The organism is Pseudoalteromonas thalassia (assembly GCF_049257215.1).
GTDB classification, from domain to species: Bacteria; Pseudomonadota; Gammaproteobacteria; order Enterobacterales; family Alteromonadaceae; genus Pseudoalteromonas; species Pseudoalteromonas lipolytica_C.
The window spans coordinates 99,122-125,149 of sequence record NZ_JBMMUE010000010.1 but is presented as its reverse complement, the minus strand read 5'-3'; the positions used below and the strand labels follow the sequence as shown (position 1 = coordinate 125,149).

Sequence of the window (26,028 nt, the reverse complement as noted above, 5' to 3'; positions counted from 1 at the left end):
ATCTGATTCTCTGTGCTTTACTTAGAAGCATTGGCGAATCAATAGTGCCTTGAAAAAAGCTCGTAGAAAATATCCATCAACAGTTGCTTAGCAAGGTTTTTCAGCGTCGCAGTGCTCCTTTCTGGAAAGAACTCTAACCGACCCTACTTAAGCCCACTTAAAAATTAAGTTAATAATGAACGTAATTGTTTGAACCGCATTTAGATACAGAATATAATTGTTATGATGTAACATAACAAAGAGAAAGTAATGAAATTTAAAATCTCCCTTTTATGCTTAGGTATCTCTTCATCTATGCACGCAAATGAAATCGAACACATAGAGATAAAAAGCGACATAAAAGACTATTCCCCCATAAACCAGGTTGCTGTAGGTAAGTCTGTATTGTCTGGTGATCTTTTAGAGCAACAAAAAGCAACAACATTGGGTGATACGCTTTCACAAATACCCAGTGTTAGTGCCAGTTTTTTCGGCTCTTCGGCAAGTCGGCCACAAATTCGTGGTCAAGGAGGCCAACGAATACTGATCACCAGTAATGGCATGCCTATTCGTGATATGTCAGCGGTGAGCGACGATCAACTCATACCTATTGAGCCTTTTTTTGCAGAATCGATCACGGTACTTAAAGGCGCTCGTGCAACAATTCCTTTTGGTGGTGAAGCCATGGCTGGGATTGTTGATATAAATGATGGCCGTATTCCCTTACAACAAGGTATTGAAAAAGAAGACAAACTTGAAATTCAAACGGGCTACAATGCCCCGTCCTCTGTGCTTGGCACCGCAAGCGGTCAAGAACACGACTTTGCGTATAACGTTAACCTTCTTTATCGCGAGCAGAGTGATTATAAAGTTCCTCATACTAGCAAAGCAGCAGACTGCTCAAATTGGGACTCGTTGGTTTTAAATAGCCAACAGGTAAGCCAATGCCAAGTTTCTTTGGCAAGACCGACATGGGAGCATGATGGCACTCAGTTTGTTGATGTCACCCCTATTGAGCAGCAAATAATTACTCATCAACTCGCTAACTCTAAAAATAAAGTAGTCAATTCAAGTTATTACCAAACAAACTTAACTTTTGGTGGCAGTCAGCGATTTGACGATGAGCAGTTATTTGGTATGTCTGTGAATTACAACTCCGCAAATAGGGCAATACCGGGGTTTGTTCACATAGCCCGTCCAGCAGTGCATTCACACGATGCACAACAGACTGAACAGTCGGGAAATATTCGTATTTACTCATCTCAATATCGTATTGATGCACTTTACCAAAAACATTTTTCAGCTAATCCATACTTAAATGAGTTCAATATAAAAGCGGTGTACTCAAAACAGCTAGACGACGAAAATCTCGACGAGAGCAGCGTGAACACATTCGTTTTAAAAAACTGGCAACTTAGTCCAACGTTAAATTATCAATTTACAGAACAATTCGCTGGTGCATTCGGACTCGTTGTCGATAGAAGTGAAAAACAAGGCAGTGGCAAAAACAATTACCTACCCGACATTAACGCTAAACGCCAAAGTGCATACATACTGCAAGATGCAGCACTTGGGCCTGTTTCGTTGCAAATTGGAGCACGCTACGAAAAAGTCAATTACACGCCAACTATTAACGACCACTATCAGCCCGGACGAGGTCAAGGAGCAGCCATAAAAGATAATGAGTTTGAGCTGTTTAATCATTCATTGTCTGCAAATTGGGATATTTCTTCGTTTTGGTATGTCGATGCAAGTACGACCCATGCCGAGCGCGCCCCCGGTATCAATGAACTGTATGCAAGTAACCCACATTACGCACTGTTAATTGAAGAGCAAGGTAATTCAAGCCTCGAAAAAGAAGTGAATAAAGCGCACGAAATTGGCACAGGTTTTCACTTCGACAACCTAAGCCTGACTGCGAGTTGGTACGAAAATAACTACGATAATTATATTTACCTAGGCAGCACAGGAGTATACAGAGGAGGTGTGTATGTTAAAGAATGGCGTCAAGCAGATACCTTAAATAAAGGCTTCGAAGTTGAGCTCAACTATACACTCAACACGCAAAATTTAGGCGATTTCACCTTTACTGCGTATGCTGACGAAACAAAAAACACACCGGTATATCAATTTGACGGAAGCTATGACCCTTTTACACCAGAGGCTTTTTTTAACCCTGATGAAGCCCAAGAGGCTGAGTATTTTCGCCGTCGACTCGAAGGGGATAGCATTCCTCGCACGCCTGCCGACAGCTATGGCGCAGCAATTCATTGGCAATTTGAAAATATAAAAACCACAATTGATTACCAACACAGCAAAGCGCAAGAGCAGCTTGCAAAGTTTGAACACGCATCACCAAGCTACTACAGTATGGGCATGAACATTCGTTACGCAAATTCACTTTTGGGATTTGATAATGAGCTGTTTATAACTATAGACAACCTAACAAACCAAGAAATACGCCCACATCAAAGCTATTTACGATATTTAGCCCCGCAGCCAGGTCGCAGTATTGCCCTCGGTATACGCACCGCACTATAACAAAAAAGGGCCACGTATTTACACGTGGCCCTTATTAATTCGATTCAGAAAAATCTATTCAGCGATTATAGTCTCACTGTATTTGTGCTATTTCGTTGAATATCACGAATGCCATCTCGGCCTTCTTTTTCCATTGCTGCAATTTGTTCTGGAGTACGACAAACACGCTTAGGTATATTGCTACCCGTTGGCTTTTCCATTTTACAAATTAAACCATCATTACTTGCTTGTTCATCACTTGAACTCGCACAACCGGTCATTAACACGGCTAAAAGAGCAACACTTAAAAACTTCATATACTTCCATTTTTTAATTAATTTAGCGCTCGATAAGAACATATTATTATACTACAGGCATAAAAGCACAACATTATAGGTACAAAACCCGTTTTTAATGCGGTTTTTTCACGCCATATCGCACCATATCTTTACCGTTTTCATACACATCATTGCTTACGTAACGGCCAAGTAAAAGTTGATGTTTATCATCAAGTACCGCGATAAATGGGCGGCCATCACTATTGTTGGTTGCAAGGGCTACACCGGTTACATTCTCAAGTCCTAAACCGCCATTTTCAACTAGGCGTAAAAACGTTTCTAATTCGTCTAATGTTTCAATTACATCGTTATCGTTAATCATCTCAAATACTCAGTGATTGCTAATGGGCGTAGCATAGCAGGATTAAAAATAAGGTGCGAACCAGTGCGTAAATTTGCCACCATAAATGTCGATTTTTTGCAATATTTCGCCTATCGCCATCGTTACACTTATTGCTCTTCAAACAGCTTAGGAATCACCATGAACCGAGCCAATTATTTTGCTTTACAACCTCAATTAACAAAACATCTAATTGATCAAGAACAGTTAATTAAACAAGCAGCCGAGACAACTTTCGGCTTAACGACTTGGGAGCTAGTGAAATTAAGAGTATCCCAGCTAAATCAATGCGCGTATTGCATTGCTATGCATACCAAACAAGCCAGAGAGTACAGTGTAACTAACAACCGTATTATTGCTTTAAGTGCTTGGCAAGACATGCCAATTTACTCACAGCACGAGCGACTAGCCTTAGAATTGTGTGAAAAATTGACACAAGCACAAACGATTGATGATACTTTCTACCAGACCCTAGAAAATCAATTTACGGAGCCAGGCTTGGTTGCACTCACCATTGCTATTAACGCGATTAATAGTTGGAATCGTGTAGTGAAGATATTTAAGCCTACTGTGGAGTTTAATGAATAACCATTTAACGCTAGAACTAAAAACCCCAGAGGGCAATCTTGGCGAGAGTATACAGGCTATATGGTATGCCAAAGCACACTTAGCAGGTGAACAATGGCTGGCTTGTGATGGTGCAACTGGGGTTATTTTTCCCGTTACAGGTGAAGTTTTATTGGATGATGAATCTCTTGCGCATCCCTATGCTTTTCAACAAACCTCAACTCATGCTTCTAAGCTCAGCTTTTCTAAAGGTGCTCAATTTTGTGGTATTCGCTTTAACCCAACCGTATTGCCAGAGCTAAAAAGAAACGACCATCCGCTGATTACTACGCCTTCACTGTGCGCCATAGCTGAAGGCCTGCAAGATAACGCCAGCTTAGCAGCGTTTGTTGCGCTTATTAGTCGCCACTTTACTAATAATAAAAACATAAACCAAAGTAACAAACACTCAAAACACTTAATCGGTAACCTTATTGAGTTAACACCACTTGAAACCGCTTATCAACTTGCCCCTCTCAGTCAACGCCAGCTTGAAAGGCAAATAAAGGATCAATGCGGTGTCACCCCTAAGTATTTTGAGCGAATATACCGGGTAAAACTTGCTAAACAAGCGATTAAAGATAACCCCGAAATGAGCTTTGCAGATATTGCACTAGAATGTGGCTTTGCCGATCAGCCTCATTTAATCAAAGAATTCAAAGCAATAATGCACATCACGCCAGCAAAATACCGCAAGTTATTAAAAGACTCTCAAACTAAACAAACAAAGCTTATTTTTCGTTAGTCATCCTCAAAACGCAGAATATCACCAGGCTGACAACCTAAGTGCTTACAAATTGCATCTAAGGTCGTAAAGCGCACAGCTTTAGCTCGCCCAGCTCTAAGAACTGATAAGTTTTGTGGCGTAATACCTATCGCTTCAGCTAATTCTGCAGACTTCATTTTTCGCTTAGCTAACACTACATCTAAATCAATAATAATCGCCATTAAATCACTAACTCTTGCTCTTTTTGTAGCTGCTGCGCTTGACCCATGATCCAACCAATAACATAAATAATTAATCCCATCACTAAGCCTATAATATCAGTATCTTGAATAGCCACGACCCTTCCGATATCTGATCCTGCTGCCAAGTTAAGAAGAGTTATAAGTAGTGACGGGTAGCACACAACTAGTGCAAATTGCATCAATAATACGCCACCTAACCATTTAAAACATTGTATATTTTCAATAGCGAAGAAGGATCCACGTCGGTAAAGCAAAAATAACCGAATCAAAATTATGTTGATCAGAATAAACGGTTGCAATTGCACAAGACCAAGCCATAAAACACTATCAAAACCATGCTCATTTAATGTTTGTGCTACTCCTTGCCAAGAGCCGCTGACTTCAAGACCAATCCACATATGCGCACCATTACTTTGTGTAAAACTTAAAACATTACTGTCACTGAAAAGCACAATAATGCTTGTTACTAACAAGCTAATAAGCGTAAAAATTAGCAGGCTTAGGATAAATGAACTCATCCAAACAATTTTTTTCATGACGATTTACTCAATGTTATTTGTTTTAGAAGTTGCTCATAATGAGTTGCTAACTGTTTACCTGTTAACCTGTTAACCTGTTAACGCATTAGAGTGGTGCTTTCCTTTTGCAATGTAAATCTGCTTTTGCTGAGATTTTGCATGTTGATATAGTGATTTGGCTAACTCAGGTGGAGTTTGAGTGTCTTTTTCACCGGTGATTATTAATAGCGGTGCTTGATAAACTTGTAACGCTTTTAAATTATCGACTTGTTTAATCTCTTCACTAAACTCAACACTAACAAACGGTTTAGCAATCCACGGAATTCGTGCTGCTATCATCTGTTCAACATTTGTCACACTCCCTTCGAGTACCAGAGCATCAACGTTACGCTGACTGGCAAGGTAACCGGCAATCATACTTCCTAAAGAATGACCATGGATCACCACTGGCAAAGTATTTAGGTCTGATCTACCTTTTACATAATCAAATACCTGTAATGCATCAGCTTGCAGATTAGCTACACTAGGTACTCCAGAACTAAGCCCATAACCACGATGATCCATCATTAAAATATTAACTTGAAAAGGTAAAAGTAGCTTGGCAGGCTCCCCACCTGCGGCACTAACGCGAAACTGGTTACCACCAAAGTAAATTACCGTAGCACGAGCATCTGCAACTTTAATAAGGGTACCCTTAAGTCGAGTACCCTCATCGGTAGTTAAAGTTATCTCCTGTGTTTTGGCGGTGGCATTAACACTTTGTATTTCCTGCATCGTTATTTTTTTATCAGGGTATAAAAAGTGAGATTCCTCAACTTTAATTGTCGTACAACCAGTTAATAACAGCACAATCAGCGGAACCACTGCAATAGAACCAAATTTCATTTTCACGATCCTTCTAGTAAAAAAACTACTATGGCACTAGATAAGTTAAAAAACAAACTTAAATTATCGATAAACAGTAATTAATTATTTAGTATCGAACATTGAAAGCACTTCCTTTGAGAAATAACTTTGATTAAAAGCGCTATCTCCGTTAATTCGTTATTTTTCAAATTCTGTGTTGAGCGATTTTATTTGCGCTCGGCTTTTATCCATAGGATAGTTAACGCAAGCCTACCAAACGTGCTGTAACTAAATAGGATAATCATGAAAAAAGTTTTACTTGCCACCAGCTTAATCGCCTCGTCATTTACTGCATTTGCAGCCAATTTAACCGTTGAAGAACTGCGTATTGAAAAAGCCAGCAAAGCAATGCCAAAGGTGTTGAGCGCTTTCTCTGATCAAGTAAATCATTTTGAAAAACAGTGGCAAGCTGCCACCAGTTATCAGCAGGCAAGTGACCTTATTGATGCTTACGCCAAACAATTATGGCGCGACGCCAAAGCACGTATCATTAAAACCAATAGCTTCGACGACCGTGAACTGTATTGGGCGCGTTTACTTTCAAGCAAGATTATTCGCAGTGCTAAACCACAGTTTGCAATGACCAACAGCGAACAAACCGCATTATTAACAATGCTTGAAAATGGCAGCCGTGGCCGCACTGACCTTGATTACAGTAAAAACACCGACAAACGCATTTTAATTACCGGCTTTGATCCATTCTTATTAGATAGAAATATTAATCAAAGTAACCCGTCAGGTGTTGCGGCATTATTACTTGATGGCCAAGTTATTAATTACAATGGCATTAGCGCTGAGATCAATACTGTGATGGTGCCAGTACGCTACGAAGACTTTGACCAAGGTATCATCGAGTCATTACTTGCGCCGTATTACGCACTTAATAATGTTGATATGATTGCCACTATCAGTATGGGTAGCAAAGACTTTGATCTTGAACGCTTTCCTGGTAAACGCCGCAGTGTAACGGCGCCCGATAACGCCAATATTGTGTATGGCGGTACAGCGACTGCACCGAAAATTTCGAGCCTTAACGACCGCCCACTTCCGGGCAATGAATTTGTAACTTTTAGCTTACCAGTTAAGCAAATGCAACAAGCCAAAGGGCCATTCCCAATCAACGACAATCATAAAGTTGTGACTCTAGAAAAAGCATTTGAGCCAAAATCACTTAAAGAGTTAGAAGGTGCGGTTGCGGTTAAAGGTGGCGGTGGCGGCTACTTATCTAATGAGATTTCGTACCGCAGTATTCGTCTTCGTGATGAGCTTAATTCAGACATTCCAACGGGGCATATTCATACACCACGTATTCAACAATTTGAACCAGAAACAGAAGCTAAAATTGTTAAGCAAATTAAAGCCATGCTAGAGCACAGCTTAGCGGCACTGTAATGAAACTTACTCAGCGCATGTTAAAAACATGCGCTGAGTAACAAAACAGGCCTTATAACTATTGAGGTCCAGTTCCCCCATCAACTTTACTACCTAACGTATTCGCACTATCTAATCTATAAGGATAAAGCTGAATATCAGTGAAAACCGACGCACCATTATCTCTGTATTGATCAGTTGCTGAGCGTCCCGTGTAAATATTTCCCGATGCACTAAAATACCCAGAGCCTTGATTCCAATGTGGCTTTGCTGCGTTTTCAAAATAATTGTTTTCAACAAGCACTTCAGCGCCATCACTTGCACTGATTGCAAAGTAAGTAATATTTTTCCAGTAGTTATTAAACATATGAACGCGAGAATTGTAACCATCTATTTTAGGGTTTCTTCCCGCAGCCGTATCCCAAAAATTGTGATGAGCAGTCACCTGTGAGTTTCTAAATAAGTGAGTGTACCAATGCTGATTAGCGCAAACTTGGGTGTTATAACCATAGAAACGATTCCAACTAAGGGTAATATTTTGACTATTATCAATATCGATATAACCATCACTTATTTTATTAAAAGCCATATGATCAACCCAAACATGACTACTATCGTCAATTGAGATCCCATCCCCCGCTTCTACAAGTGCAGGGTTAATATTTTCAAGCATCAGATTTTTAATAATTATATTACGTTGTTTGCTTATAACGAGGCTGGCACCTACTAGTTTTGAGTTCTTACCCAAGCCTTGCAAAGTTTTATTAGAGCGAACAATAATACGGCGTTCATTGCGAGTAACATTAACCAGTGAATTTGAAGTGCTGCCTAGTTCGCTGCAGCTTTGACCACCAACTGGTACTCGATACCAAGTTTTACCAAAGTCGTTCCATTGGCCACAATCTAAAGGACATGCCTGTACAACTCTGTTGCTGGTATGACAATTAATCGTCGTATTATCAGGTATGTGGATCACTGCTGGAGACGATGAGCCCAGTGCATTATTTAACGCATCACAGCTTGTGACTCTAATTGGTGTCGAATTGCCACCCCCTGTGGTTGTCGATAAGCCATCCTGGCCTGGTTGTGCTGCAAATCCTACTAAATTATTGGGCGTTGGTTGATTACCTCCGTCACCCCCACTGCCACATACAGAATCGACAGGGTTTATAAACCATCTTTGCGAACTAATTCCCGTATCATCATTTTGATAAACATTAGCTGCATTGCTTGCTCCTGCCACTGTCAGTGCTTTATTGGTCAGCTTATTAACAATGTTAAACCCGCCTGATGACGATGCCTTAAGTTGCCAACGTTGGTTTGCTCCTTGCCAATCATCATAAACGATAACATTCGCTCCATTAGACTGTGACGAATCAAGCACATCGAGCACTTTATTGTTGTACACGGAGCGAATAATCCAATAACCGTCACTCTCTTTAATAAATTGAAACTGCTGATTATTGCCTCCCCAATAGTCATACGTTATGACGTTGGGTGCAGCAGTTGAATCAGTCGTATTAATATCTAAAGCTAACCCTGAGCCGCGGTTAATAACTGAATATAATTGACCCGACTCAGGCATTGCATTGCAATCTTCAGCCTCTACTGAGTAACAAGATAAAGCCCCCAATAAAGCAATACCTAATTTCAGTATTGAAGTGTTTTTAGATCTTTGTATCACTTTAAACATAAAACAAACCACCTCTAATAGTATTATTAAATTACATATTGGAGTGTTTAGATTAATTCAAATGTAAAATAATAAAAGCAAAAGTGTATCTATTTTGTAAACAAACGTATAAAGGAGAGAATCAACAGATAAGAAAGTGTTTATAACGAGGGTAAAAATTAGCTGCTCAGCACACAACAGTTGCGACCTTGCGCTTTTGCTTGATACAGCGCTTCATCGGTCAACTTAAACAATGTATTAGAATCAAATTGCGTGGCAACAGGCTTACAGGCAATGCCGACCGATAAAGTAACAAACTTAACGTCACTTCGTCCTTCATGCACAATAGCTGCAGACTCTACCGCTTTACGAAGTGTCTCAGCAACACCAAACGCTCTCTTTGCATCGGTGTTACTAAGCACCATTACAAATTCTTCGCCGCCATATCGAGCTACAAAATAATCCTCGGGCGCTGCTATAGTCATTAAAACTTTGGCCACTTTACACAACGCTCTATCACCCTGTTCATGGCCATAATAGTCGTTATAGAGTTTGAAGTGATCAACATCAGCTACGATAAATGATACTGCGGTCTCTTCACATTGCGGATCATTAGCAAGATCTTCTAAATGCTTATCCAATGCTCGACGATTTGCCAGTAAAGTCATTGCATCTGTATTACTGATTTGCTCAAGTTTTGCATGGCGTGCAAACAGTTCAGCGCGCTGTGTTTCAATTAATGAGAACAGTTCATTAATACCTTGTCCTAACTGGTGTAATTCATTGTCACCATGGTAATTAGCACGGATACTAAAATCGTTGTTACTGATTGCCGAATATACCGACACTTTCACTTTACTAAGGGGGCGTAAAACTTGTTGATTAATGTAAAGATAAAACAATATAAACACAGAACCAGATATCATTAATCCGGTTAGCAAAGAACTATCAAATAAATTTTTATCATAGGTATGTTCTCTGGTAGGAATTGATAATACAAACAGAAGGTTAGAATATTTATCTTCAACACCAATATAGAGTTGATCATTGTAAGTGTTCGGCTGAAAATCTGTATTTTTTTTGCCAAAAACTGTGGTTAAATAATCAGAGTAACGTTGTGCTTCCTCACCTTCGTAATAGCCAATATCCTCGGCAAGCCCGGGCGTTAAAGTCTCAATAAATGCTTCATCAATAAAACTCCACATCATTAAAGAGCCGGTCGGTTCGCCCAATCCATCTGACTTAGTAACATTATAAGACACAGTTAATGCAGGCTTGTTATCAATTTGTATAAAGTGAACTTTAGAAATTAATGGCTCTGATTGACTATTCAAATCACTCGGTAAAACAATCAAATCATTATCTATGAGTAGTTTTGGTGTCTCAAGAATGACTGGAGAATAGGCTTGGTACTCATTGTCAAAGCTTCCTCCTGCAATAATTACAGCTTCAGTATCGTACAAATACCAACCATTAACGTCTAATCGTTGAAGCGCATCTGCAATAATATAATCATTGTTGAACCAGTCTGCATTGCGCTCTTTGGCTGCATTATACATGACGTCCCAAGCCGAGCTGTCGAACACCATTTTCGATAAAGCATCTATTTCTTGTTGTAGTTGTGATTGAACTCGTTGAATATCAATTTTGTCGTTTTGCTTAGCCATTGCCTCGAAAGAGGGCAAAATCCAAAAATGCCTAATAATGGTCTGCGCACCTAAAATAGCAAAGCAAGCAAAGGTAAAAGCAAGAAGTAAACGTTTTTTCAGTCTCGTTCCTATAACCATAAAGCAGTACACCAACCACAAAAGAACAACTTAAGTACTACCAGTATAATCCCCTTTTGCCTGTTTGCTTGTTAGTCAGCTAATAATCTGTCAATAAAGGATAAAGTACGATGCCCCTTACTCGTATGAAATTGTAAATCTAATTTTTACATCTAAACTTTTATTATGAGGAATCGTTAGATTTATGCATGAAAGGTATTATTTTTACTGAATTTATAGATATGGTTGAACATGAGTTCTCATATGAACTAGTGGATAAAATAATCACAGAAAACTCACTGTTCACTGATGGTGCTTATACGAGTGTGGGCAACTATGATAATAAAGAATTGATCATGCTAGTCACTTCACTAAGTAAACATATTGATAAGCCTGTTGATGAGCTTGTACATGCCTATGGTAAGTACCTGTTAGGTCGCTTCTTTGTATTATTCCCACATTTTTTCAAAAACGTCAGTAACACCTTTGACTTCCTTGATACTATTGACCGTCACGTTCATATCGAAGTCAAGAAGCTATACAGTGATGCAGAGCTGCCAAGCTTTTGGACACAACGTATTAGTGATACACAAATGCAAATGTTCTATCGCTCATATAACCCTTTTGCTTGTTTAGCTGAGGGGTTAATCGAAGGAGCATGCGAACATTTTAATGAAACATTGACCGTTAAAAGTGAGATTGAACCTGATTATCAATCGGCCATTTTTACCCTAACAAAAGTAATCTAGCGTGGATGAGAACCTTTTTAAACGTCGATTAGAGCGAGAGCGCCGAGCTAGAATAGAGGCTGAAGCGCTTCTTGAGCAGAAGTCATTAGAGTTATATGAAGCGAATATGACTCTAAAAAAAGCAGCCGAAACACTAGAGCAAGAGGTTGCCCAGCGCACTGATGACTTAAACAAAGCCAAAATAGCTGCTGATACTGCAAATAATGCAAAATCAATGTTTCTAGCTAATATGAGCCACGAAATTCGCACTCCGATGAATGCTATATTAGGCATGGCTTACCTTGCCTTAGATACTGAGTTAACTGACAAACAATATGATTACATTGAGAAAATTCAATTATCAGCTAAGTCTTTACTAGGGATCATTAACGATATTTTAGACTTTTCAAAAGTCGAAGCGAATAAATTAGAATTAGAAAGTAATGATTTCAATATTAATGACCTTTTATCCACTTTGGCTAACTTAGCCAGTAGCTTGATTGAAAAACATAACATTGAGGTCATATTTGATATTGATGATAATATTCCCGAATACCTCATTGGCGATACGTTAAGGTTAAATCAGGTACTGTTAAACCTACTTAGTAATGCAATTAAATTTTCAAATCATAAAAATGTTAAGTTAACACTCTTATGTGTATCGCAAACTGATGAGAATATTCAAATTGAATTTAAAGTCACTGATCAAGGGATTGGTATGACTGAGGAGCAGGTCAAGACGATATTTAAGCCATTTTCTCAAGCTGATATTTCAACAACAAGAAAATTTGGAGGTACAGGCCTTGGCTTAGTGATCAGTAAAAAAATAGTTGAATTAATGGGTGGCAATATTCACGTTGATAGCCAGCTAAATGCTGGCAGCTGCTTTAGCTTCACCGCATCTTTTGGTAAGTCGGCTGTAAAAAGTAACTATAATACAAACGATTACAAAAACAAAAGTGCGCTAATAATTGAACAAGACCATGTAAAAGAAAGGCACCTTTTTAAATTACTCGAAAAGTTGGGCATAAAAGTTGATAGTATTTCTTATCATGATGACAAACTATTAAACATAGATCCCAGCCAAGACTATGACTTTATTTTCCTTGATTGGCATATTTTTAATGATGAACACAGCTCCCTTCTCAATAACCTAAAAAAACAGCTTACTATCAATATTAAGAAAATAATTATTCTTGCCTCATTTGAAAATCAAAAAGTAAAAAGTAGCTTAACTAAGCTTGATAAAAATATTGATGAAATTTTATTAAAACCAATTATCAAAGCTAACTTATGTAAATCACTGGATCACGTCTTAGGTATCGAGAAAAAGAAAACAAACAAAATTGATACCAGCTGTTTTAAAAAACTCGCTGGTTCAAGAATTTTATTAGTTGAAGACAATCCGCTTAACCAACAAATTGCATCACAAATATTGCGCTCAAATGGCTTTATTGTTGATATTGCCGAAGATGGTATTGCGGCCATTGAAGCTGTCGAAAAAGACACATTCGACTGTATTTTGATGGACTGCCAAATGCCAAGAATGGATGGTTATACCGCAGCGAATAAAATTAAAGAGCAGCCAAATTTTGCCCATATCCCTATTATTGCCATGACTGCCAACACCATGGAAGCCGACCTCACCAAAGCCAAAGAGTCAGGGATGCAAGGTTATATAGCCAAGCCTATAGAAGTACAAACTATGTTTGAGGTCATTGCAGAGCATTTAACTCAAAAACCACTGTGAACGCTAATCAGTAAGCTCCACGATTTGTTGTTCAACTAATGAGTTGTTCTGCTTACGAAACTCATTAGGGTTTACCCCGACAATGCTTTTAAAAACACGGTTAAAGGTAGCAAGCGAAGAAAAACCACTTTCCAATGCAATACTAAGAATACTCCAATGACTTGCTTCATCTTTTAGTAATAGCGTTTGTGCGTATTGAACTCGGTACTGATTTATAAATAAATTAAAATTAGTGGCTTTAAAATGATGTCGAATAGCGCGGCTAATCTTGTACTCAGGTACTGCTAATACTTGTGCAAAATCAGAGATTTTTAAATTACTTTGTAAGTAAAGCTGCTTGTTGATCAGTGCTTCTATACCCGTGATAATCTCAGGCTCTACCTCTTTATTTTCAGACAACTCAGTTTGTTTGTGAGCTGTGCTTACATCTTCAGAGTTCACTACTTCAGTATCAACTGATTCAGGCACGCTACTATGAGCACGTTTTTGCAAAAACATCACTAACTGCATCGCAAGTACAATCAATAACGCAGATGAGGTAATTATAAGCGGCTCAAAGCGTTGAAATTCGCTTTCAATAAATAAAAACTTAGGCAAAATGCTGGCATTAAATACCGCTAAAAAGTAGCAACTAGCAAAAATTTTTGCCTGCAACTTTTGTGTGTCGGTTTTATCTTTGTAATCTCGTAATGCTTCCCAAAAAGACAGCACCAGAATACTTGAAGATAGCAGCACTGTTATTTCGGCCATACCTTGCTTTAACCGCCACATAAATTGGCTATCAGGGAAAACCTGCACATCAATACTTACTAAATAATGCCAAGTTTGGTTGAACATAATTAACCCCGCAATCGCGCCTGCCACTGCAATATGTACGGTAGAAATAGGTTTGTGCTCACGAAATAAAGTACGTGAAATCAGCCAAGACATATTACAGGTAGCACAGGTAAATAAGCCAATTAAATAGCTGTAAACACCTATACTTGGTGCACTGATTTTTTGCACACCAACCATGCAAAGCGAGCCACAAAATACAGCAAACAGATAATGAATGAGCTGCTTATCCTTTTTCATGCCATTTAGCAGCATTAGCCCCATACAGACAAAAACGAGCACGTAATAAGGGGAAGTATTTTGCATAACTCGGCATACCTTAAATTGGGTGTTTGATGAATTATTTACCAATCAAACAAGTTTACTGTCTCAAAATCAACATAGCAAAAAGAGTTTGTTAGTGAATGTGTCAATCCCTGTTTTAGTAGTCATAAATAAATACAGTTTTTCATTGCTCAAATTTCGAATTTGAGAAGAAATCTTGCTCTAGCCCTTTATATTTGCGGTATTAGAAAAATGTAATGGAATTGGTTATGTCTAACAGAAATAGCAAAGTCACGCCTTTGAAGGCGCTCGAATACAGTAAAAAACTTTGGTTTATTAGCCTGCTAATGGCACAAATTTGCTTTGTGGTTTACCTCATTCTTGGTTATGGAATGACAGGATTAACAACAGGCCTATCAGGTTGGAACCGACTAAATAACACCGCCTATGTTGCCAATGATGCTACCGGGAATTTAATGTATGCAGTGCATGTATTATTTGCAGTCGTGATGATCCTTGGTGGAAGCTTACAGCTCATTGAAAAATTGCGAGCAAAATACAGAACATTTCATCGTTATAATGGCCGTGTCTTTGTTGTTTTAGCTTGCTGTATTTCATTTGCGGGCATGTACTTAATGATAGTAAGGGGCACCGTTGGTAATACCTTGATGCATGCACTGACGATGTTTGGCGGCTTTGTGGTTATTGTATCAAGTATATTCGCGGTTAAAACTGCGCGGGCTAGTGACTTCAACGCGCATAAAACTTGGGCGATACGCTTATACCTTGCAGCTAATGGTGTGTTGTTTTTTAGATTAATGATATTTGCATGGTTTTTAGTATTTGGCACCTTAGGCGTTGATACCGCGACCTTCACAGGGCCAGCAGTGATTGCCGTAAGCCTTTGCTCTTATTTAGTTCCTCTTTTAATCGCTGAGCTTGTCCGCTATGCAGAGCAAACTCCCCATACATCTATCACTCTCGCTACTGCATCTTTGATGGCGTTAATATCTGTCGTATTTTTAATCGGCTTATTTGGGGTGACGCTGGCAAACTGGTATCCTGCCATCACCGCTTAACCAAGCTTTAAAGCTAAAAAGCCACCTATATAGGTGGCTTAATACTTTTAATCTGCATTACAGTAAATTAATACAATTCAAATAACGGGCGGCCGTTTTCGTCGAACTTAACTTCCATAACACGAGCGTGGCGGTTTGGATCGTAAAGCGGATCTTTTACAATCTCTTCAAGTGGACGCGTATCTGTTTTTGGCACCACACTTGGCTCACCTACTGCGTGCTCATAGTCACGGGCATGGTAAACACACAGTGGTGTTTCTCCATCTTCAGCAACAGTAAAACAGTTATGACCAGGGCCGAAAATTTTCTTTTCAACACTTGTTTCAAGCACTGGCATACGTGTTTTAGTCCAAGAATTACGATCAAGCAAGTCACTGTTTTCGTCAGCTTCCATATAGCCCATGCAGTAACATGCACCAGTTGCGCTTGCAGAGAAAGCAATGAAGATTTTCCCGTTATTTTTAAGCACTGCTGGGCCTTCGTTTACCCAAAAGTCGACACGTTCCCAATCATAATCAGGGGTTGTTAGCATAAACTGTGCGGTTTTTAGCTTAATTGGCGATTCCATTTCAGCTAAATAAAGATTTGATGCCGCAAATTGGCCACCGGTTTTCTCTGCCCAGCAAAAGTAACGCTTACCGTTATTTTCAAAAATGGTGGCATCTAAAGAAAAATCAGTGAACGACTTTTCATCGCCGTCAGCTGCTTGCATCATGCCAAGCTCAACCCATTCGTCATTTAATGGATCTTGACCTTTACACTCAAGTACATACGGGCGTAGTGCCCAGATATCTTGTTCTTCACTGGCTGCAAAATAGATATACCACTTACCATCGAGGTAATGAATTTCAGGTGCCCAAATATGTCGGCTCATTGGGCCGCTGTCGTGTTTAAACCAAATATCAAAGGTCTCAGCGTCTTTTAAGCCCTCTAGAGTCGCAGACTTACGAAGTTCAATGCGATCATAGGTGGGTACAGAACCGGTAAAATAATAAAAGCCGTCGCTGTGCTTATGCACAAACGGGTCGGCACGTTGCTCTACTAGCGGGCTATTAGTGTTTAATGTCATATTGAAACCTGATCATTGATTTTTATTTGTATTATTTTATTACTTTTCATGAGAACCACAAATATAGCATTATTTTTAGCAAACGGTAAAAGGAAATGTAAGGTACAGCAGATTTTTAGAGGTAAACTCAATATAGACAAGAAAAAGCAAGCTTAAAAACGCACAATTTAGACGACTCTAAGCTTGCTCTAAAATAAAAAGGGGGACATCACTCCACCCTTGATTTAGGTATCGCTATTGCGATTTGGCTTTATATTCTTCAGGTTTTTTCGATAACACTACATCAACGGGCATAACATCACCCGAAACTTTCTTAACGGTTAAAGTATGTGGCCCCGCTGCCAAGTCATGCTTTTCAAAAACAATGCTTTGTACTTGTCGATAATTGTTACCGTCAAAAATTGAAAACGTCCCTTGTGATTGACCATCCAAGATCACTTCTACGTCACCTTGGTTTGCAGCTTTTGAAGTAGCAAAGACAATACTCGAGCCAGTAAACTGGTAACTAAAATAAGCTCCATTTACTTCGGTTATGTGCATATCTTGCTTATACTCTCCAGTATTCGTTTGGCTTACAGATTGCCAGTTCCCATTCTCACTGTATTGGATACGTGGATCATCATCGTTGACTAATTCAAGGCCTGAGTAAGTTGTATCTTGCGTTGTACCCACTGTATTACCGACTGTTTGGATCTGCACTAAGCGGTCGACTAACCAAGTGCCATTTGGATTAATCGCAACATCTAAAGTAGTAACCCCACCGACTTGCGAAATAGCTTTAACCCGCTCGGCGACTTCTTCATTGCTGTATTTTAAGCTTCGTTTTACTTGACCCCAACCACCAAAAAGTGGGTCTTCCAGTGATGTATATGTAAAGCCGTGCCACTGCACTTTGGTGCCAAGTGCTGTTGTCACTTCGCCTGATTCAGGAATGGGCGGAAGCTCATTATGCTCACCTTGGGTGTAGTTACTTTGTGGGTCATTTGGAATGAAGCTATAGTCAAATCCATCACTAATAGTGATAACAGCGTTAGGATTACCACTTCGCACTGACTCAGCTAACTTATCAGCAACTGGGTAAGCATTGTTTGCAGCTAATTCTTGCTCTGACTCATCAGCTTGGTACCAACCATCAAACCACCAACCAGCAATATTATCGCCCCATTTTTTTGCTCGCTCACTAATAAACCCTTTTAAAAACCAATCTGGATAAGGCGCTTTCACTTTTGTGCCCGTCCATCTATCTCCTAAATGAGAAGGTAGATATGCAATTAGCTTGATGCCTTTTGCTTTAAGTGCAAGCGCCAAATCCAAAACAAGGTCGCGTGATGGGGTGTAATCAGCTTGATTCGAGTTAAGTTGAGTTTTACAACCTGGAGCAACCTCAACCTTTGGACAAGCAGGTGAATGTAAATCGTATATCTCACTGGTTGTAGACAAATAACCGCGATTTTGGGTCAAGGTAAAAATCACATACCTGTAACCTAATTTTTCTGCCTTTTGTGCATAAGCGTCAACATCAAATCCATTTACATAGTTATTCCATTCATCATAATCGGTAATTTGATACCAAGCGTTATCTAACGTCCCACCTGCCAGATAATGATGGCTAATGCCCCACTTGGCATCTTGCATCCACCTAACCTCTTTAGGTAACTCTGATGAGCAAGCGCTTAATGAAGCAAAGGCTAGAGCAATGCTTGGAACGATTTTGAGGAGTTTATTATTCATTATTTCTAAACCACTGATGATTAAAGGCTATAATATGAGTCTACACAACCGCTTTTAATTAACAAATAAATTACAAAGTTACACATCACTATTCTCTCTATGTTTTATCTGTAAGACATTAAAAATAATTACGTTTCAGATATAAAATGGCTATAAATAAACAGTATGCTGAAGTGTTTAAAATCTATTTTTTAAACAAAAAAAAGCCATGCAAATGCTCTTTACAAGAGCACTGCATGGCTTGCGACACAACTAAAAAACTCTTTTGTTATACTTCTTGTCTTAATGAAGCTATTACTTTTGGCATCTTAATTTTTACCACCCAACCAGATGCAATTATGAATATTAAGTAATAACCAAAGGTAGACCAATCTTCAAACAGGGCGTTACCTATGCCAAGCAGTAGGGAATAAATAAAGATAATACTCGCGACACAGGCAATAGCATTATCTTTAATTCCAGCTGCTATTGGCTCTATACCTGTGATGTCTCTAACTTTTTTCCATCCTCTACCGTGAATCTTAAGGCGGCTATAAAATTCAATTGTTTTCGGGCTGGGTGTTTTGCTCGTTGTAAGCAATGTCACAATTAAGCTAATAACCAAAGTTGCGCATGTGGTTATCAGCATACGAACAGCAAACCATTTAGCATCGCCTTCATCAGGTAAAATATACATCATTGCATTACCTACAATTACTGCAGATAAAAGTGCACTTATTTCTGACCAAACGTTAATGCGCCACCAATACCAACGAGCTATTAATACAACTGAAATCGGAATAATGATAACGGTAATATACTCATAGGCTCCCAAAATACTCTCCAGCTGAGTCGTGACTATTAGAGCAAACAGAGTGAGTGCTAGCATGCTGATGCGTGCAACTTTTATATAATGCGCTTTTTCACGTCCTTTCACTAAATAAGGCTCGTAAACATCGTTGACCAAGTATGACGACCCCCAGTTTAGCTGCGTATCTAAAGTACTCATGAAGGCAGCAAGTAACGACGCCACCATTATGCCTTTTAAACCTACAGGTAAAAACTCATCAATCATCATAGGATAAGATTGTTCGGCATCGGCGATCGCTGGGAAATACACTAATGACGCCACACCCACAATGATCCACGGCCAGCTTCTCAATACTAAGTGACAAAACGCAAACCAGTACAAGCTCAGCATGGCATCTTTTTCGCTTCGCGCAGCTAATGTTCGCTGAAGGAAAAAGCCAAACCCTGGGGCATAGTTTAACCAGCCTATGCAAACCAAAATTAAGAAAGTGGCTGTTTTTAGATCCCACTCAAAATCAGGGATCATTTTTAACGTATCACTATTAAAGCCAGGTGACGCTTCAACTGCAGCTACGATACCTCCATGATCTTGCAAATCAACATAAACGATAACAGCTAAAACCATCGAACCAATGATTGCGAGCGCAAATTGAATTAGGTCTGTGTACACAACACCATATAAACCCGACATAGCGGTATAAACAACAGCAGCAACCGCTAATACAATAAGAATTAATGTCGTCGCAGTAATGTCGCCAAATAAAGGAATTGCAAATAAGGGCTCTGGTGAGAGCCCTAAAATTACCACTATAATTTTTGACATTGCTAACGTAACCGAAGCAATAATGATGCAGTTTACAAATACACCATCAAATATCGCTTTGAATATACGCAAAAAATCTGTGGCTAAGCTCTTATCATAACGCTGTGAGATTAATTCAATCTCTGTCAGTGCTTTAGAGCGACGCCACAAATTAGCAAAGAAAAATACAGAGATAATTACCCCGATTACGCTAACCCACCAGATCCAGTTTGCATAGATGCCCTGCTCACGCACGGCCCCAGCCACAAACAAGGGGGTGTCTGACGAAAACGTCGTTGCCACCATGGATGTGCCAGCGATGTACCAAGGTAATGATCGACCTGCAACAAAAAAATCAGCCGTACTTTCACTGGCCTTTTTTGTAAAGAGCATCCCTATAACAACGGCTGCTACTACATAAAACGCAACTATTAACCAATCAATTAAGACCATGTGAATCTCCCGATGTGTTTTAATTTTTATTTAGGTAGCTATCAAACTTTTTCCATGTTTCTGTCATATCGATAATCGAACCTGTTTGCCTTGCTTCGTCTAGCTTGATAGCCGTTAAGCCAGCCTGTAAAGCATCAACAATTGAAACTGGTAACGGTGTTCCATTTTCAAAGTAAGCAATCCAATCGGCAGCCATTTCCTCTTCAGCACCGTAGTGCATAGAAACTGAATCATCATGTATGTATGACTTATCGATAAGAGCGCCTGAGGTAATACAGTCATGTACTTTAAAGTAATTTCGTACAAAATCTCCTTCAGCCATACCAATCGTGCCAAACACACTGAAATGACGATAATCATTCGGTACGTTCAAATTTGTATGAAAACTTAAATTTATGCCATTTTCATACTCAATAAGCGCTGTTTGGTGATCCACCAACTCCGAGTCGTTATCAAACACTTCATCAATACCATTCCAACGTGACTTACGTTGATGATAAACAGGGTGTTTACCAAGATGTTTGTTTTCTGGCGTAAATGTTTTACGACCACCAAAACTAACAAGTTTTTTTGGACGACTCTTCACAAGACCTTGGTATAGATCGAGATCATGACAACATTTCTCAAGTAAGAAGCCCCCAGACAAACCATGGTGTCTTCGCCAATCACGCATAAAAAATGCACCATGTTCTGGTGGAATATGCTCAGAAGCTTCAATACTTGTAATGTCACCCAATAGCTTTGAAGAAACAGCAGCAATTAAATCTTTGTATAAAGGAGCATAGCGTAAAACCATGCCTACCAGAATTTTATCGAACGCATTATGCTTAGCGATAAGTTCAAGTACGTCATAGGTTTGCTGCTCTGACATGACAATTGGCTTTTCTGCAAAAATCAGTAAACCTGCTTCAATTCCTAATCTAAGGTGCTCTAAATGCATATGATTGGGTGATCCAATCATCAACATATCTAGCTGCTCATTAGCTAACATATCCGCAAGATCATCATAAGATCGCATTGAAATACCATGGGACTCCATGTATTCAACTTTTACAGATTCCGGATCAGCAAAAGCGACCAAATTAAAGTTTGGGATTAGCTCATGCATAACTTTGGCGACATAACTCAAACGGTCACCTAAACCACAAATACCTACTTTCACAATTTTATTCCTAGCAACTGATGCACTGTTACTTACGTTAGTAACGGACGACTTACTAGGTCAATCACTTGTGACTTTGACATGAATGAGATTTTTTTAATGAAACTAAACGCAAGCAGGGTTTCAAATACAAAACATTCACATTTAAAACATGAAATTTACAAAGCAGACTGTTAACTATTGCCTAGCTATGTTTTGGTTCAATGGAGACTAAACGTTGTTTAAAAAACGTTTGATGAATAATTTATAGGCAGTTTAACGCTATAATTTTTATATAAAAATAAGAATTGGTTTATTGACCAAAACGAAATAGATGCGATATACACATACTTTTACCGCTTTTTGCAGCGATATAAAAGTGCATAAGTTAACAAAAAGTCTACACTTATGTATGACCACCAACCTCTTTTTATAAGTGATTAGACGTACCCAATGACTGAGAAAGATACCAAGTATAAAGCACCTGCTCTTGAGAAAGGCATGGCCATTATAGAATTACTGGCAAAAACTCCTGAAGGCCTTAACCTTACGCAAATTTCTGATTCATTAGGGAAATCTAAAGCTGAAATATTTCGTATGGTCGCAGTACTAAATGATTTACATTATCTTGAGTTTTTTCAGCAAGAACGTGTTTACAGACTGTCCCTAAAACTATATCGACTAACCCACCGGTACGCCCCAGTCCACCATTTAAACAACGTTGCATTTCCGATCATTCAAACGCTTTGTAGCGAAATTCAACAATCTTGTCATTTAGTCGTGTACTCCGATGGCGGCGGTTTAATACTTTCGCACCAAGATTATGACACCAACAGTAACTGCTTAACCTTACCAGTCGGAGGGCGAGGCCCGCTCACTGATAATTGTGCTGGTCATGTGTTACTTGCTTTTGCATCTTATGACAATCGCGAGCGCATGCTTAAGGCATATCAAGAGAATCACCCCGAGGTTTCACTTGATTTGATGGCACTGCGAAATATTTGGTTAAGGGTAAAAGAGCAAGGCCACGAAGCTATGCCGAGCCCTGTTTTGACAGGCGTATACGATATCGGTGTGCCTATATTTGATTACTACCATAATGCAGTGGCCGTATTATTAACATCGATACTTATGTATCGTGATGAATCTCGTAATGCTAATTTTGATGAGGTAATTAGAAAACTTAAAGACACGTCATTGTTAATCTCAAAGAAAATGGGCTTTAACGACGAGAATTGACGGATGCACAACTAATTATGCGCTTACCTCACCTCCCCACTTTTAAATACTTATTTGTCTTTTGGTACGTGCTGTTTTTCTGGTGAAAAAGCGTTTTTCAGGAATATTCTGAAAACGTCTTGTTAACAGGTTTGCAACCAACTTGTTTCATTTATAAAACATTAATCTTGGCAAAATTTTAACTAAGAAATCTAAACAACGTAATCACTAAAGCGCGTTGACGGAATTTTAGTCTTTATATATCACTGAATGGACATTTGAACATTCACGATAACAATACGCTTAGAGCGATGGGGGTCAATATGATGAAATTCACCAGAAGCCAAATAGCCTTATCTGTAGCGCTCTCTCTAATGGGAAGCACAGTAGCGGCGGAGGAGAATACACAAGCACAGGATGCTAAAAATGATGATATCGAAGTAATTGCAGTCAGCGGCGTAAGATTGAGCTTGAAAGAAGCTATCGCGACAAAACGCGGTTCGGACAAAATTCTTGATTCAATTGCTGCTGAGGATATGGGCAAATTTCCCGATGAAAACGTCGCGCAGTCGTTGCAACGTGTTCCGGGTATTTCGATAGACCGTCCTCGTGGTAGCCCAAATGGTGGCACGAATGGTAGTACAGATGGTCGCCTTGGTGGTCAATATGTACAAATCCGTGGCTTACCAGTTGACTTTACACAGGTAACACTAAACGGTCGTTCATTATCGTCTGGCCGTAGTATTGGCCGTCAATTCTCTCTTGATGTACTTCCTTCTGAGTTAATTGGACAACTGGACGTGTATAAAACCGTTTCAGCAGACCAACTTGAAGGCGGTATTGGTGGTAACGCAGATATTAAAACGCGTAAACCGCTTGATGCTGATGAAGTAGGCTTTTCGGGTGCTTGGTCAGCCGAAGGTGTTTACAGTGAACTTGCAGATTCAACAGATCCTCGCTTGTCAGGTATCGTGAACTGGAAATCTGACGATGAAAAGTTTGGTGTACTTGTAGGTGTTACCTATTCAGAACGTCAAACGCGTGAAGATGAATACTTCTCTTGGGGTAATGTAAACTTTGGCCCAGGTACAGGAGACGGTGTTGAAATTCGCCCTGATCTTGCCACAGTTCCAGGTGGAACTAACGATGGTAGTATCGATTACCCTAACTCTCTATACCCAATTGAGCCACTAACTCAATACTATGGTGATGAGAGAACTCGTACAGGTTTAAATGCAGTTATTGAATTTCAGCCAAGCGATGAGTTGAACATTACATTCGATGGTTTATATGCAACATTCGATGTTGATGAGACAGCACTGCAACTGCCTGCTCGTTTCCAATTCCGTGGCCCACAAGATCCAAGTCAATGGGTAGCTGCCGATATTAATGATCCTAACGGTCGTGGTGTAGGTGGTATTTTCCCATTCTTAGTTACTGAAGCTGTTGTTGAAAACGATAATCTTGTTTATGCCGTTGCACCACAAACACAATTCCGAAGTGTATCAGAATTAACTAAACTTGAATCAGATACTCTAGCACTTGGTACACACGTGAACTGGGCACCAAATGAAGATTGGGTACTTGATTTTGATATCGGCTATTCAAAAGGCGAGCAAACACGTGATCTGAAGAGCGTACTACTACAAGCCTTTGCAGACGTAGTATATGACGCACGTAATCCAGATAATGGTATTCCTGATCTATATGTTACAGGCACTGATCTGAATGATCCTGACAACTACCGTGTTGCATTTGGTAATTCAAATGCCCGTGATGTAAAAGATACGTCTTTATCATTCGCTTTTGATGCCAAATACTTCTTAGACAATGACTATTTCACAAGTCTTGAGGCTGGTGTACGTTACACACAACGTGCAAAAGAGATCAAAGCATATGTAGGTAATAGCTTTACAGGTGCAAATGGTGTTCCTGCGGTACTACCAACATCTGCAATCAACTTACTTGACTTCCCTGTTGACGATTTCTTAGGTGAAGCGCCAGATGCAAATGTAATACGTAGCTTTGTTATTGGTGACCCAACTGATTTCCACAACAAGTATGGTGTTGAAAGACAGTTTGATAGCATCAGCTCATTCAAAGTTGAAGAAGACATTGCCGCGGCTTACATCAAAGCAAACATGGCCTTTGACGTTGCAGACATTCCAGTAAAAGGTAATGTTGGTGTACGTGCAGTCAAAACTGATGTAGAAGCAACGGGTGCACTACCTGTAGAAATCATCATCCGCAGTGCCGGTGACTACGATGTTGTTGGTGAAACAAGCTCAACGAGCAGTAATTACACAAATGTCTTACCTAGTTTAAGCTTAAATGCTGAATTAACTGACGAAGTGTACTTACGCTTTGGTGCAAGTAAAACTGTAACACGCCCAACGCTTTCACAGCTTTCACCGCGTTTTACATTTAGTACTACAACTCTAACAGGTTCTGCTGGTAACCCGGCCCTTGAACCGTTTGAATCTGATTCATTCGATTTATCACTTGAGTGGTACTTCAACGACACAGGTCTTCTAAGTGGTGCATTATTCCAAAAAGAGATCGATGGTTTCGTATTTAATTCAAGTGCGCCAGAAACAATCGCTGGAATTGATTGGGCATCTGTAGACCGTCCACGAAATGCGGCTTCTGCAACTATCTCTGGTGCTGAGTTAAGTTTCCAAACAACGTTTGATTTCTTACCTGCTCCATTTGATGGTCTAGGCATGTTAGCAAACTACACTTATACAGACAGTGACACTGACTTTGGTGATGGCTTTGAAGGTCAAACATTCAGCTACACAGGTCTATCGAAGAATGTATATAACTTAGTTGGTTACTATGAAAAAGGTCCAGCATCAGTTCGTTTATCTTACAACTATCGTGAGAAATACTTACTTGAGCCATCATTTGGTTTCTTCGCAGGCCCTCGTCATGTAAACGACTACCAACAGCTTGATTTAAGCTCGTCATATAAAATCAATGACAATTACTCATTGACATTCAATGTGACAAACTTAACCAATGAGCGCTTCGATCGTTACTTTAATAACGATGAGTCAATCATTGCGACAACCAACTTTACAGGTCGCCAATACTACGTAGGTATTCGCGGTACCTTCTAACTCATTATGTTGTTGTAGGTGATATACCTAAGCCAAAGCCTCCTAACGGAGGCTTTTTTTGTG

At 39.5% G+C, this 26,028-nt stretch carries 21 protein-coding genes; 9 read left to right on the top strand and 12 right to left on the bottom strand.

Annotated features, from left to right (window positions below; all coding sequences use genetic code 11):
* The first annotated feature begins 249 nt into the window (after window positions 1-249).
* Window positions 250-2,520 carry a TonB-dependent receptor gene (locus tag AAEU31_RS13100; RefSeq protein ID WP_421967435.1) on the top strand — a complete coding sequence of 757 codons (2,271 nt, stop codon included), beginning with the start codon at window positions 250-252 and terminating at the stop codon, window positions 2,518-2,520.
* 65 nt (window positions 2,521-2,585) lie between these two features.
* Here AAEU31_RS13100 and AAEU31_RS13095 read toward each other — a convergent pair whose 3' ends face one another.
* Together AAEU31_RS13095 and AAEU31_RS13090 are read right to left on the bottom strand one after the other, a co-directional pair.
* Entirely contained in the window at window positions 2,586-2,816 is a 231-nt protein-coding gene (locus AAEU31_RS13095; protein ID WP_036966724.1) for a hypothetical protein, read from the bottom strand.
* A gap of 94 nt (window positions 2,817-2,910) precedes the next feature.
* Window positions 2,911-3,159: a hypothetical protein gene (locus AAEU31_RS13090; protein WP_421967434.1), complete on the bottom strand. Its 249-nt coding sequence runs from the start codon at window positions 3,157-3,159 to the stop codon at window positions 2,911-2,913.
* Between the two features lie 159 nt (window positions 3,160-3,318).
* On the opposite strand from AAEU31_RS13090, the gene AAEU31_RS13085 reads away from it, so the two are divergent.
* Both AAEU31_RS13085 and AAEU31_RS13080 read left to right on the top strand, forming a co-directional pair.
* On the top strand, window positions 3,319-3,765 hold the full coding sequence (locus tag AAEU31_RS13085; protein WP_421967433.1) for a carboxymuconolactone decarboxylase family protein: 447 nt from the start codon (window positions 3,319-3,321) through the stop codon (window positions 3,763-3,765).
* Window positions 3,758-4,528: an AraC family transcriptional regulator gene (locus tag AAEU31_RS13080; RefSeq protein WP_421967432.1), complete on the top strand. Its 771-nt coding sequence runs from the start codon at window positions 3,758-3,760 to the stop codon at window positions 4,526-4,528. The genes AAEU31_RS13085 and AAEU31_RS13080 overlap by 8 nt, the downstream gene beginning before the upstream one ends.
* Here the strand turns inward: AAEU31_RS13080 and AAEU31_RS13075 are convergent.
* From AAEU31_RS13075 to AAEU31_RS13065, 3 genes are all read right to left on the bottom strand, one after another.
* Window positions 4,525-4,731 carry a helix-turn-helix domain-containing protein gene (locus tag AAEU31_RS13075; RefSeq protein WP_054560721.1) on the bottom strand — a complete coding sequence of 69 codons (207 nt, stop codon included), beginning with the start codon at window positions 4,729-4,731 and terminating at the stop codon, window positions 4,525-4,527. The two genes, AAEU31_RS13080 and AAEU31_RS13075, sit on opposite strands and share 4 nt — an antisense overlap.
* Window positions 4,731-5,288 (bottom strand): DUF2975 domain-containing protein, encoded by a 558-nt coding sequence (locus AAEU31_RS13070; protein ID WP_421967431.1) that lies wholly within the window; start codon window positions 5,286-5,288, stop codon window positions 4,731-4,733. Before AAEU31_RS13070 ends, AAEU31_RS13075 begins: the two co-directional genes overlap by 1 nt.
* 72 nt (window positions 5,289-5,360) lie before the next feature.
* Window positions 5,361-6,155, bottom strand: coding sequence for an alpha/beta hydrolase (locus AAEU31_RS13065; RefSeq protein WP_421967430.1), 795 nt, complete (start codon window positions 6,153-6,155; stop codon window positions 5,361-5,363).
* Between the two features lie 264 nt (window positions 6,156-6,419).
* Here AAEU31_RS13065 and AAEU31_RS13060 point away from each other — a divergent pair, with 264 nt between their 5' ends.
* Window positions 6,420-7,568, top strand: a complete 1,149-nt coding sequence (locus AAEU31_RS13060) for a PA0049 C-terminal domain-containing protein (protein WP_421967429.1) — start codon at window positions 6,420-6,422, stop codon at window positions 7,566-7,568.
* Window positions 7,569-7,626: 58 nt separating this feature from the next.
* Here the strand turns inward: AAEU31_RS13060 and AAEU31_RS13055 are convergent, their stop codons facing one another.
* Complete coding sequence (locus AAEU31_RS13055) at window positions 7,627-9,240, bottom strand: RICIN domain-containing protein (protein WP_421967428.1); 1,614 nt, start codon at window positions 9,238-9,240, stop codon at window positions 7,627-7,629.
* A 158-nt stretch (window positions 9,241-9,398) separates the two neighbouring features.
* Window positions 9,399-11,006, bottom strand: a complete 1,608-nt coding sequence (locus tag AAEU31_RS13050) for a sensor domain-containing diguanylate cyclase (protein WP_421967427.1) — start codon at window positions 11,004-11,006, stop codon at window positions 9,399-9,401.
* Between the two features lie 188 nt (window positions 11,007-11,194).
* Here AAEU31_RS13050 and AAEU31_RS13045 point away from each other — a divergent pair, with 188 nt between their 5' ends.
* Both AAEU31_RS13045 and AAEU31_RS13040 read left to right on the top strand, forming a co-directional pair.
* A complete protein-coding gene (locus AAEU31_RS13045; RefSeq protein ID WP_199526785.1) occupies window positions 11,195-11,734 on the top strand; it encodes a heme NO-binding domain-containing protein in 540 nt (179 codons plus the stop codon).
* Window position 11,735: 1 nt separating this feature from the next.
* A complete protein-coding gene (locus tag AAEU31_RS13040; RefSeq protein ID WP_421967426.1) occupies window positions 11,736-13,463 on the top strand; it encodes a response regulator in 1,728 nt (575 codons plus the stop codon).
* Between the two features lie 3 nt (window positions 13,464-13,466).
* Here AAEU31_RS13040 and AAEU31_RS13035 read toward each other — a convergent pair whose 3' ends face one another.
* Entirely contained in the window at window positions 13,467-14,603 is a 1,137-nt protein-coding gene (locus AAEU31_RS13035; RefSeq protein ID WP_421967425.1) for a helix-turn-helix domain-containing protein, read from the bottom strand.
* 227 nt (window positions 14,604-14,830) lie between these two features.
* On the opposite strand from AAEU31_RS13035, the gene AAEU31_RS13030 reads away from it, so the two are divergent.
* Window positions 14,831-15,640 (top strand): DUF2306 domain-containing protein, encoded by an 810-nt coding sequence (locus AAEU31_RS13030; protein ID WP_421967424.1) that lies wholly within the window; start codon window positions 14,831-14,833, stop codon window positions 15,638-15,640.
* A gap of 67 nt (window positions 15,641-15,707) precedes the next feature.
* Here the strand turns inward: AAEU31_RS13030 and AAEU31_RS13025 are convergent, their stop codons facing one another.
* The 4 genes from AAEU31_RS13025 to AAEU31_RS13010 all read right to left on the bottom strand — a co-directional run bounded on the left by AAEU31_RS13025 (window position 15,708) and on the right by AAEU31_RS13010 (window position 21,646).
* The gene (locus AAEU31_RS13025) at window positions 15,708-16,709 is read right to left on the bottom strand and encodes a family 43 glycosylhydrolase (protein WP_421967423.1); all 1,002 of its coding nucleotides are present in this window, start codon (window positions 16,707-16,709) and stop codon (window positions 15,708-15,710) included.
* Window positions 16,710-16,943: 234 nt separating this feature from the next.
* On the bottom strand, window positions 16,944-18,440 hold the full coding sequence (locus AAEU31_RS13020) for a hypothetical protein (protein ID WP_421967422.1): 1,497 nt from the start codon (window positions 18,438-18,440) through the stop codon (window positions 16,944-16,946).
* Window positions 18,441-18,708: 268 nt separating this feature from the next.
* Window positions 18,709-20,484, bottom strand: coding sequence for a sodium:solute symporter family protein (locus AAEU31_RS13015; RefSeq protein WP_199526781.1), 1,776 nt, complete (start codon window positions 20,482-20,484; stop codon window positions 18,709-18,711).
* A 19-nt stretch (window positions 20,485-20,503) separates the two neighbouring features.
* Window positions 20,504-21,646: a Gfo/Idh/MocA family protein gene (locus AAEU31_RS13010; protein ID WP_421967421.1), complete on the bottom strand. Its 1,143-nt coding sequence runs from the start codon at window positions 21,644-21,646 to the stop codon at window positions 20,504-20,506.
* Between the two features lie 432 nt (window positions 21,647-22,078).
* On the opposite strand from AAEU31_RS13010, the gene AAEU31_RS13005 reads away from it, so the two are divergent.
* Together AAEU31_RS13005 and AAEU31_RS13000 are read left to right on the top strand one after the other, a co-directional pair.
* Window positions 22,079-22,864, top strand: coding sequence for an IclR family transcriptional regulator (locus AAEU31_RS13005; RefSeq protein ID WP_135925771.1), 786 nt, complete (start codon window positions 22,079-22,081; stop codon window positions 22,862-22,864).
* Window positions 22,865-23,166: 302 nt separating this feature from the next.
* A complete protein-coding gene (locus tag AAEU31_RS13000) occupies window positions 23,167-25,965 on the top strand; it encodes a TonB-dependent receptor (RefSeq protein ID WP_421967420.1) in 2,799 nt (932 codons plus the stop codon).
* The last annotated feature ends 63 nt before the right edge of the window (window positions 25,966-26,028 follow it).